We start from the raw sequence: 10,275 nt of genomic DNA, 5'->3' as shown, positions 1-10,275 counted from the left end.
GCGGGCGCGGGCTGCTGGGGGCCCCTGGCCAGCGGCGGCCGGCCCTTGCAGGTGGGCTACTTCTACAACGCCGGGGCCCAGCGGCTGGTGGATAAGTTGGTGGCTGAATTTCGGCCCGACCACATTTACTGCCAGCTCATTCGCATGGCCGAGTACCTGCGCGCCTACGCCGGCCGGCTCCCCATGACGCTCGATTACATGGACGTGTTTTCGGCCGGTATGGCGCGGCGGGCGGCCACCGCGCCGGCCTGGCAGCGGCCGGTGCTGGCGCTGGAGGCCCGTCGCCTGGCCGCCTACGAAGCCGAAGCCTTCGCCTGGTTCAGCCACCACACCGTCATCAGCGACCAGGACCGGCAGCTGCTGGCGCACCCGGAGCGCGCCCGGGTGCACCTCGTGCCCAATGGCATTGCCCTCGATGTATTTCAGCCCCAGCCTGGGCCCCCCAACCCTACGAGCTGCTGTTTTGCGGCAACATGGGCTACCACCCCAACGTGGACGCCGCCTGTTGGCTGGCCGAAAGCATCCTGCCCCTGGTGCAGCGCCGCCACCCGGGGGTTCGCCTGCTGGTGGCCGGTACCACGCCCGCGGCCCGGGTGCGGGCCCTGGCCCGGCTGCCGGGCGTGGCCGTGAGCGGCTGGCTGCCCGACATCCGCAGCGCCTACGCCCAGGCGCGGGTATTTGTGGCCCCCATGCGGGTGGGCACGGGCCTGCAAAACAAACTGCTCGAAGCCATGGCCATGCGCCTGCCCTGCGTGACCACGCCCCTGGCCAACAACGCCTTACAGGGCACGCCCGGCCAGCACCTGCTGGTAGCGGCCGACGCCGCGGGCCTGGCCGACGCCGTGGCCCAGCTGCTGGCCGACGCCGACGCCGCCGACCAACTGGGCGCGCGGGGCCGCACCTTTGTGGAGCAGCACTACGACTGGGCCGCCACCACGGCGCGCCTGGAGAACTTATTGCTGCTGAATTGTTAGTTACCGTTGGTCCAGCCGCTCCCGGCGGGCCACCTTTTTAAGCGCACCTTTTTTAGCCCGCCAGCTGCCCCCGGGGCCCTGGCTCTTCCCCGCGAACTGCCCGATTAATTATGTTAGATACCATTGAATCCGCCATTGAGGACTTGCGCGCCGGCAAAGTCGTTATTGTAGTTGACGACGAGGACCGCGAAAACGAGGGCGACTTTATCTGCGCCGCCGAGGCCGCCACGCCTGAAATCATCAACTTCATGGCCACCCACGGCCGCGGCCTGGTGTGCGCGCCCCTCACCGAGGAGCGCTGCAACGAGTTGGGCCTCGAGTTGATGGTGGGCCGCAACACGGCCCTGCACGCCACGCCCTTCACCGTGAGCGTCGATTTGCTGACCAACGGCGTGACCACCGGCATTTCGGCCTCCGACCGCAGCAAAACCATCCGGGCCCTCGTGGACTCCACCACCAAGCCCGAAGACCTCGGCAAGCCTGGCCACATCTTCCCCCTCAAGGCCCGCAAAGAAGGCGTACTGCGCCGCGCCGGCCACACCGAAGCCGCCGTGGACCTGGCCCGCCTCGCGGGCTTTGCTCCGGCCGGCGTGCTGGTCGAGATTCTGAAGGACGACGGCGAGATGGCCCGCGTGCCCGACCTCGAAAAAGTGGCCAAGCAGTGGGATTTGAAGCTGATTTCGGTGCAGGACCTCATCAAGTACCGCCTGGCGCAGGAGAGCCTGATTCAGCGCGAGATTTCGGTGAAAATGCCCACGGCCTGGGGCGATTTCGACCTTTACGCCTACACCCAGCGCAGCAACGGGGCCCAGCACCTGGCCCTGGTGAAGGGCGACCTGAGCGACCCCGCGCCCATGCTCACGCGGGTGCACAGCTCGTGCATCACGGGCGACATTTTCGGCTCGTGCCGCTGCGACTGCGGGCCCCAGCTGCACCAGGCCATGCAGCAAATTGAGCGCGAGGGCCGCGGCGTGGTGGTGTACATGAACCAGGAAGGTCGCGGTATCGGCCTCATCAATAAGCTGAAAGCCTACAAGTTGCAGGAGCAGGGCCGCGATACGGTGCAGGCCAACGAGGACCTGGGCTTCCGGGGCGACGAACGCGACTATGGCGTGGGCGCCGCCATTCTGCGCGACTTGGGCATCCGCCAAATGCGCCTGCTCACCAACAACCCCAAGAAGCGCACCGGCCTGTCCGCCTACGGCCTGGAAGTGGTCGAAACCGTGCCCATCGAAATCGCCTCCAACCCCCACAACGCCACCTACTTGGCCACCAAGCGCGACAAAATGGGTCACGAAATCCTGCGCGACGCCGAGGCGGCGTTGGCCACCAGCGCTGGGGCCCCCGCAGCTTAGTAGCCGGGGCCTAAAAGCCGTACCACCAAGCTGTGCTTGGTCTTGCATTCGGGGCTCTTAGGGCAGCATGGGCAAGACCAAGCACAGCTTGGTGGTACGGCTTTTAGGCCCCAGCCAGGGTGTATTTCTCCAGCAGCACGGTGTTTGCCGCCCGCTGGTACCAGTCGTTGAATACCAGCTCTACTTCGTCCACTTCAAACGTGCCGATGAAGTGGTGCTGGTATTTTTCGATTTTGGTCAGCAGGGTTTTGGTATCCAGGAGGTTGGCGCGGAAGCGGATGACGGTGGAATGGGCCGTTTGGATGCTGTAGCGCTGGTCGATGGACTGCTGCAAGGGCGAATGTTGGAAGTAGGCGCGGGTGCGGTCGCGCAGCTCGGCCAAGCCGGGGCCGGTGGGCGTGCCCTGCACGATAATACCGCCTGGCGAGGCCGTGAGGCCCGAAAGAGTGACGCCGAACGGCCGCACGGGCCCCACAATTTCGCGCACGGTCGCCCGGTACGCCGCGGCGTCAACCATCGGCAATTCGAACCCGCGGTAGCAGGAAATGATGGACAGCACGGTGAGGTGCACGTCGGCGGCCGGGTAGTAGTACTGGTGGGGCTCGGTGCGGCGGAAATCATCCATAATAGCGGCGAGGGCGGCGGTGATGCGGGCCGGGGGCCGCGCCAGTAGCGTGAGGCCGCGGCGGTCGTCGTCCGGCGAATCAATCAGCGGGTCTAGCGCGGCTTGCCCCTGCGTCAGCCGTTGGATGGCGGTGGCGCGCATGGCATCGTAGTATGCTTGAAGGTCCATGTGAAGCAGCTTTTGGAGGCCCGGGCCATGCCGGCTGGGGCCCCTAAAGATCGCGCCCCGGCCCACAATGCGCGGGCGGCGCTGCCCCAGGGCCCTGCGCGGCTGGAACCTATAAGATGTCGTTGCTTATACTCGTCGCGAAATGATTTGCAAAAACGGGGTAGGGTGCGGGGCTTGCCCCCGCCCACCGTTGCAACTGGATCCGTTCAACGACGGGCGGGGACAAGCCCCGCACCCTACGCGACGAGTACAAGAAGCTGTCTGAGTTAATAAAAACGCTCATGCCGCCGCGTGGGGCCCCCGCCGGTGGCGCTTACCTTGCCGCCCGCACCAAGCACTTGCCCCCATGCCCGCTACCGCCGCTCCTGCCTGGCCCGCCCTGCCCGCCGCCGCCTGGGCCCCCACCCGCGACACGCTGCACCGCTGGACGCAAATTGTGGGCAAAACGCGCCTGGCGCTCAGCCCCATGCTTAACCAGTGGTGGCAGGCCACGTTCTACGTCACGCCCCGGGGCCTCAGCACGGGGCCCGTGCCCTACGCGGGCGGCTCGTTTGAGGTGCTGTTCGATTTCCGGGCCCACCGGCTGCGGCTTTTCACCAGCGCTGGGGCCGCGCACGAGCGGGCGCTGGGGCCCCAGTCGGTGGCCGCTTTCTACCACGATTACCTCGCGCTGCTGCGCGGGGCGGGCATCGACGTGAAAATCTGGCCCGTGCCGGTGGAGCTGGCCGACGCCACGCCCTTCCCCGCCGACCACCACCACTGCCACTACGATGCGGTGGCCGCCGAGCGTTTCTGGGACGTGCTGCTGCTGGCCGAGGGTGTGCTCCAGGAGTTCCGCGGCCACTTTGCGGGCAAGTGCAGCCCGGTGCATTTCTTCTGGGGCAGCTTCGATCTGGCCGTCACGCGCTTCTCGGGCCGGCCCGCGCCCGTGCACCCCGGCGGCGTGCCCAACCTGGCCGATTGGGTGACGCGCGCCTCCTACAACGCCGAGCTGAGCAGCGCCGGCTGGTGGCCCGGCGGCAACGGCGCTGAAGCCGCCTTCTACAGCTACGCCTACCCGGCCCCGGCGGGCTTCGCCGGGGCCTCCGTGCGCCCCGCCACGGCCGCGTTCAGCGCCGAAATGGGCGAATTCCTGCTGCCCTACGAAGCCGCCCGCACCGCCCCCGACCCCCGCGCCGCCGTACTCGACTTCTGCCAAAGCACCTACGAAGCCGCCGCCGCCCTGGCTAATTGGAACCGGGAGGGACTGGAAATGGAGTAGCGTGGCCTGTGCGAGTCCGCGTGGCCGCACGGTCGCCGAATGGCCTGTAGCGCGACTTTGTAGTACGCGGCTCTCACTTCGTTCTACCGATAATCGTTCAGCGACTGTGCAGAGCCGCGGACTACAAAGTCCGCGCTACACTCAGCGGTTATTCTACCGGCAAAGGGCCCTGGCCGAGCCAGCGGGCCACGGGGTAGCGGTTGTAAGTGGGCTCGTGGTAGGGCGAGTGCTGGTACACCCATTCGAGCTGGGCGGGGCCGCTGGCGGCCAACTTGGCATCGGCTTTTTTGGCGTCGTCGAGCTGCTGGCGCAGGGCCGGGTCGCGGCGCAGCAGGTCGGCGGCCAGGTCCTCGAACACGTAGTCGGAGTAGTGCTCTTTCTGCTGCAAAATACTGTCGAAGAAGCCCCAGGCGAAGAACGAGTCGGTGGCCTGGGGCTCCAGGGTTTCCACGAGGTAGCGGGCGGCGGGCTGGGCCACGCGGGCCACGTAGTCGCCGGCGCGGCAGGCCACGGGCCCCCCGGCGGTGCGCAGGCGCACTTTGCTGTGCAGGTAGTGGCCCTCGTAGGGGCGGGGTGCGGTCTGGAAATCTTCGACGTAATACGTTTCGGCGGGCACGGTTACGTCCTGCGTCAGGCGCGTGAGCTGCACGCCGTTGCGGCGCAGGTTGTCCACCACGTCGGCCCAGGCCTGCGGAATAATATAGGCTGTGGGGACCCCCACGGTGGCCGTGGAGTGGGCCGTGTTGGTGTAGGGCACGGGGCGGGTGTAGGGCCGGGCGCGGTCGTAGTACAGGCGCGGCTGGCCACTCACGTCGCTGGGCCGGTGGCCGGCCTCGTAGCCGCGGAACTGCACGGTTTCGCTCGGCTTGTCGTCCAGGGCCCAGGCCAGGGGGAAGGTGGTTTGGGTGGCCTGCGCGGCCAGGGCCCCGGCGCGGGCGGCCAGCAGGGCAGGGGCCTGGCGCTGCACGGTGGCCAGCATGGTCAGCAGCAGGTCGTAGGTGGCTTGTACGCGGGGCCCGTAGGCCTTCAGCATGTGGGTTTCGGGCATGAAGCCGATGGTGTGGAACAGGGCCGCGTAGCCGGTGGAGTAGCGCGGGCTCTCCAAAAACGCCTGCATGCCGCTCTCCGGCGTTTCGCCCGCAAAGTCCACGTACGGCGTCAGGGGCCACTTTTTCTGGGCCATGCCCTGATACAGCGCGGGCAGCATTTCCTTTTGTAAATAGGCCCCCAGGGCCGGCGCCAGCTTGCTGGGCTGGGTCGGGATGAGCGTCATCGTGTACTGGTAGTCGGCCCCGTTGGAGGTGTGGGTTTCCACAAATACCTCGGGCTGCCACTTCTGGAACAGCGCCGCAAACGAGCGGGCGTTGCGCGAATCCTGCTTCACGTAGTCGCGGTTCAGGTCGAAGTTGCGGGCGTTGCCGCGGAAGCCGTAGCTGGCCGGGCCGTTCTGGTTGGCGCGGGTGGTGCTGTTGCGGTTCAGGGCCCCGCCCACGTTGTAAATCGGCACGATGACGACCGTGACGCCCGCCAGCAACTTGCCCAGCCGCGGCTGCTGCACTAGGTCGCGGGCCAGCATCATGCTCGCGTCGATGCCCTCGGGCTCGCCCGGGTGAATGCCGTTCTGGATGAACAGCACCGGCCGGTGCAGGGCCCGCAGGTGCACCGGGTCGGTGTCGCCATCGGCCGAAATCACTACTTCGTGCAGCGGCAGGCCGCAGTCGGTGGGCCCCGCCTCGCGCATACTGATTTGGGCCGGGTAGGCGGCGGCCAGCCGCTGGTAGTAGGCCACGCATTCGGCGTGGGTGGCGGTGGTGTTGCGGGCCGGGTCGCGCTCAAACGGGGTGCGCCAGGCGGGTGCGGGCGGCGGAGCGGGGGCGAAGACGGGCAGCAGGGCGGCGAGCAGGAAGGCGAACATGGCCGCAAATTCCGTCAAAAAGCCGAACCGCGCCCGGGGCCCCCGCGTAACCCTAGCAGTACCGTTACTTAGCTCATGTCTGATTCGCCCCTCGCCGCCGCCCGCCCCCGCCCCCTCGTCCTCGTCTCCAACGACGACGGCATCACCGCCCCCGGCATTGGGCACTTGGTGCGCATCGTGCAGGCCCTGGGGGCCGAAGTGGTGGTGGTTGCGCCCGACGCGCCGCAATCGGGCATGGGCCACGCCATCACCATCGGCCAGCCGCTGCGCCTAGTCGAAAACCGCGTGTTTGGGCCCGACGTGGCCGCCTACCAGTGCTCGGGCACCCCGGCCGACTGCGTGAAAATCGCCAAGCACCACGTGCTGAAGGACCGCACGCCCGACCTCGTGGTGTCGGGCATTAACCACGGCTCCAATTCGTCGGTGAACGTGCTGTACTCGGGCACCATGTCGGCGGCCATCGAGGCGGCCATCGAGGGGCTGCCGGCCATCGGCTTTTCGCTATGCGAATACGGCGACGATGCCGATTTCTCGCACCTGGAACCCTGGATTACCCAAATTTGCCAGCACGCCCTGGACCACGGCGTGCCGCCCGGCACGGCCCTGAACGTAAACCTGCCCAAGAACGCCGCGGGCCCCATTGCCGGCCTGCGCCTCTGCCGCCAGGCCCGCGCCAAGTGGCAGGAGGAGTTCGACGAGCGCCACGACCCTTACCGGCGCCCGTACTACTGGCTCATCGGCTCGTTCGTGAACCTCGACCACGGCACCGACACCGACGAGTGGGCCCTGGCCCACCAGTACGTGTCCATTGTGCCCTGCCAGTTCGATTTGACGGCCTACCGCGGCCTGGAATTCCTCAGCCACCAGTGGCAATTGCCGTTGCCCGAAGCCGGCGCGGCCGACGCCGCGCCCCAACCCGTGGCAAACGAAGACTACGGCATTGCCGCGCCCGAGCTGGGCAGTTCGGCCGCGGGCTAGGGCAATTTCGAAATCGTTGGATATAATTAAAAATGATGAATTAAGAATTAAAATTCTGGCAACCAGCATCTTAATTCTTAATTCATCATTTTTAATCCCTGCCAAAATTACCGCACCCGCGCCGGGCACCCACGCGGCGGACTAAAGTTGCTGGGGCCCCGGCGGCACTGCCCGCACGGTTTTGGTGCGGCCGGGGCCCCAGGCCGACTTGCGCACTACCACCGGCACGGCGGGCGCGGTGCGGCGCTGGTGCTGGGCCCCGTAGCGGTCCGCCGCCACCACGCCCAGCACCAGCGCCAGCGCACCAAGAAGCACGTATTTTAGAACCCGCAGGGCAAGGGCAGCAATCACGGCAGGAAGCTAGCCCCCGGTGGGTGAAGCCCCTGTGAACCCCTGCCCCCGTGGCCTAGCCCGCCGCTGGCCCAAACTCGACTACGAAGGCGGTGCCCTCGCCCAGCACCGACTCAGCCCGCAGCGTGGCCCCGTGGAAGGCGGCAATGGTTTGGGCGATGGGCAGGCCCAGGCCGTAGCCCTCCGGGGCCCCCGGGCCGGGCGCCGAAAACCGCCGGAACCGGTCGAACAACTGGGGTAGGTGCTCGGCGGCGATGCCGGGGCCCGTGTCCTCCACCCGCAGGGCGTAGCCGCCGGCCGGCGTGGGCCGCCCCGCAATGCGGATGGTGCCGCCCGCGTGGTTGTACTTGATGGCGTTGGCCAGCAGGTTGCGCAGCAGCGTGTGCAGCAGCGTGGCGTTGGCGCGGGGGAGCACCAAGTCGGGGGCCAGGTCCACGGCCAAGCTAAGGTCGCGCTGCTGGCGGCGGTCGTCGAGCTCCTCGGCCACGTCGCGCGCGGTTTGGGTGAGGCTCACCACCTCGTCGCGCAGGTACTGCTCGTTCTCGATGTTGGCGATGAGCAGCAGCGTGCGCACCGTGTTGCGCAGGCGGTAGAGCGTGTGCTGCGACTCCACCACCTGCTGGGCGTGCTGCTCGGGCAGCGTAGGGTCTTGCAGCATGTTTTCAAAGCGCGACTGCAAGATGCTCACCGGCGTGAGCAACTCGTGGCTCACGTTGCTCATAAACTCGCGCTCCTTTTCGAAGGCCGACTGAATTTGGCGCATCAGCGCGTTCAGGCCATCGTCAAGCCGCCGGAAATCGGTGGTGCCGGTGGCGATGGGGGCAAACGAAAACTCCGACGGCTGCCGGATGCCGCGCAGCTTGCGCACCGTTAGCTCGCGTAGGGGCCCCAGCAGGTAGTGGGCAAAGGCCACGTCGGAGAGCACCGTGAGCAGCGCCACGGCCACCAGTACCCACAGTGCCAACTGCCGCAGCGTGTGCGTGAGCAGCTCCAGCGTGCCCAGCGACGAGCCGATTTCCAGCCGAAACGCCCGCCCGCCCGGCCGCTGGGCCGGCACCACGCTGCTCAAAATGCGGAAGTCTTCCACTTCGTTGTCCACCTGCCGGCGCTCCTCAAACACGCGCTCGGTGGGGGCCGCGGGGCCCTCCGGCAGCGGCGTGATGCTGATGTATTCCTGCTTGAGCAGGTTGTAATCGGCGTAAATTTCGCTGCGCTCGGCGCGCACGAAGGCGGCCAGGCCGTCGCGCTGCACCAGGGCCAGCACCTCCAGCTTCTTCTCGTGCAGGCGCTGGTCGGTGTGGGCCACCGCCACCCGCTGCACAATGGGCGTGATGATGAGCACCCCCAGCAGCACCAGTAGCAGCTTCGACAGCGCGTTGAACAGGGCCAGCTTGGTTTCTAAGCGCATTGGAAAAAATAAAACTTTGGTAGAAACACAAAAGAACGTCATGCTGAGCTTGCCGAAGCATCTCTCCCGCAGCAGTAATTAGTTACTCAGCGGGAGAGATGCTTCGGCAAGCTCAGCATGACGTTCTTCTTGGTGAAAGCCGGCTGCCTACGCCGCCTCCGAGGCGCGGTAGCCGATGCCGCGCACGGTTTCGAGGAAGTCGGCGGGGGCGAACTGGGCGAGCTTTTTGCGCACGTTTTTGATGTGCACGTCGATGTAGTTCGAGTCGGAATCGTCTTCCAGCACGTTGCCCCACAGGTGCTCGCCGAGTTGCAGGCGCGTGAGCACCCGGCCGCGGTGCAGCAGCAGGTAGTGCAGCAGGTCGAATTCCTTCTTGGTGAGGGGCACCTCCTGGCCGCCCTGGCGCACGATGCGCGCCGTAGCGTCGAGGCTGAAGCCGTCGCCAAAGGTGATTTCCGTGCGCTTCAGCCCAAACTTGCGGCGCGTGATGGCCTGCATCCGGCTGGTGAGCTCCAGCAGCGAAAACGGCTTGGGCAGGTAGTCGTCGGCGCCCAGGTCGAGGCCGCGGATGCGGTCGTCGAGGGCCCCGCGGGCGGTGAGGACGATGAACGACGCCTCCTGGCCCTCGCGGGGGCGGGCTTCGCGCAGCAAGTCGAGGCCGTCGCCGTCGGGCAGGCCCAGGTCGAGGAGCACGAAATCGTAGCTGTTCACGAACAGCTTTTCTGAGGCTTCGGAGTAGGTAAACGCCGAATCGACCAGGTACTGGGCTTGCCGCAGGAACTGCCGCATTTCCTGGTGGAGGCTTTTTTCGTCTTCGACAAGCAGAACGTGCATGGCTGGGGGAGGGGGAAGTGGGAGGGAAGCCGCGTTGGCGACACAACATTCGGAACGTGATGGTTAGATAAAGATGAAGATTTGCTGTCGATTTGATGAAGAAATTTTTTAATGTGGGCGTTGGGGCCCAATTTTCCGTTCTTTGGACCCGCCGTCACGCATTAATTTTTCTTGCTATGAAGCCCTGGACGTTACGCCTTACGCTGGCCCTGCTGGTGCTGGCCACCGCATGGCTGGGCGTGGCCGCCGCGCCCGACGCGCCGCCCGCCCTCACCGTGTACTTGGTGCGCCACGCCGAAAAGGAACTCACCTCCGGCCTGCCGACCCGCCCCTGACGGCCGCCGGCCAGGCCCGCGCCCAGGCCCTGGTGGAGGCCCTGCGCTGGGGCCCACCCGGCGGCCCTCTT

At 66.7% G+C, this 10,275-nt stretch carries 10 protein-coding genes; 5 read left to right on the top strand and 5 right to left on the bottom strand.

The annotated features are described in order from the left end of the window. Positions 1-473: 473 nt before the first annotated feature. Positions 474-974 (top strand): glycosyltransferase, encoded by a 501-nt coding sequence (locus BEN49_RS27635; RefSeq protein WP_158022766.1) that lies wholly within the window; start codon positions 474-476, stop codon positions 972-974. Between the two features lie 110 nt (positions 975-1,084). Beyond that, the gene (locus tag BEN49_RS06190) at positions 1,085-2,329 is read left to right on the top strand and encodes a bifunctional 3,4-dihydroxy-2-butanone-4-phosphate synthase/GTP cyclohydrolase II (protein ID WP_070742190.1); all 1,245 of its coding nucleotides are present in this window, start codon (positions 1,085-1,087) and stop codon (positions 2,327-2,329) included. A gap of 103 nt (positions 2,330-2,432) precedes the next feature. Here the strand turns inward: BEN49_RS06190 and BEN49_RS06185 are convergent, their stop codons facing one another. Then, positions 2,433-3,122 carry a 2'-5' RNA ligase family protein gene (locus tag BEN49_RS06185; RefSeq protein WP_070742188.1) on the bottom strand — a complete coding sequence of 230 codons (690 nt, stop codon included), beginning with the start codon at positions 3,120-3,122 and terminating at the stop codon, positions 2,433-2,435. 346 nt (positions 3,123-3,468) lie between these two features. Between BEN49_RS06185 and BEN49_RS06180 the strand changes: the two genes are divergently transcribed. Then, positions 3,469-4,383: a DUF5996 family protein gene (locus tag BEN49_RS06180; protein ID WP_070742186.1), complete on the top strand. Its 915-nt coding sequence runs from the start codon at positions 3,469-3,471 to the stop codon at positions 4,381-4,383. 148 nt (positions 4,384-4,531) lie between these two features. Here BEN49_RS06180 and BEN49_RS06175 read toward each other — a convergent pair whose 3' ends face one another. Further along, on the bottom strand, positions 4,532-6,298 hold the full coding sequence (locus BEN49_RS06175) for a M14 family metallopeptidase (protein WP_070742184.1): 1,767 nt from the start codon (positions 6,296-6,298) through the stop codon (positions 4,532-4,534). Between the two features lie 75 nt (positions 6,299-6,373). Between BEN49_RS06175 and surE the strand changes: the two genes are divergently transcribed. Next, complete coding sequence (gene surE / locus BEN49_RS06170) at positions 6,374-7,276, top strand: 5'/3'-nucleotidase SurE (protein ID WP_070742182.1); 903 nt, start codon at positions 6,374-6,376, stop codon at positions 7,274-7,276. 141 nt (positions 7,277-7,417) lie between these two features. Here the strand turns inward: surE and BEN49_RS06165 are convergent, their stop codons facing one another. The 3 genes from BEN49_RS06165 to BEN49_RS06155 all read right to left on the bottom strand — a co-directional run bounded on the left by BEN49_RS06165 (position 7,418) and on the right by BEN49_RS06155 (position 9,869). Continuing rightward, on the bottom strand, positions 7,418-7,627 hold the full coding sequence (locus BEN49_RS06165; protein WP_070742180.1) for a hypothetical protein: 210 nt from the start codon (positions 7,625-7,627) through the stop codon (positions 7,418-7,420). A 55-nt stretch (positions 7,628-7,682) separates the two neighbouring features. Continuing rightward, positions 7,683-9,035 carry a sensor histidine kinase gene (locus BEN49_RS06160; RefSeq protein ID WP_070742178.1) on the bottom strand — a complete coding sequence of 451 codons (1,353 nt, stop codon included), beginning with the start codon at positions 9,033-9,035 and terminating at the stop codon, positions 7,683-7,685. A gap of 147 nt (positions 9,036-9,182) precedes the next feature. Then, complete coding sequence (locus BEN49_RS06155; protein ID WP_070742176.1) at positions 9,183-9,869, bottom strand: response regulator transcription factor; 687 nt, start codon at positions 9,867-9,869, stop codon at positions 9,183-9,185. Positions 9,870-10,045: 176 nt separating this feature from the next. On the opposite strand from BEN49_RS06155, the gene BEN49_RS27630 reads away from it, so the two are divergent. Further along, positions 10,046-10,204, top strand: a complete 159-nt coding sequence (locus tag BEN49_RS27630) for a hypothetical protein (RefSeq protein ID WP_158022765.1) — start codon at positions 10,046-10,048, stop codon at positions 10,202-10,204. The last annotated feature ends 71 nt before the right edge of the window (positions 10,205-10,275 follow it).

Source organism: Hymenobacter coccineus (genome assembly GCF_001816125.1).
Classification (GTDB): domain Bacteria; phylum Bacteroidota; class Bacteroidia; order Cytophagales; family Hymenobacteraceae; genus Hymenobacter; species Hymenobacter coccineus.
This window is presented reverse-complemented; position numbering and strand designations above follow the sequence as displayed.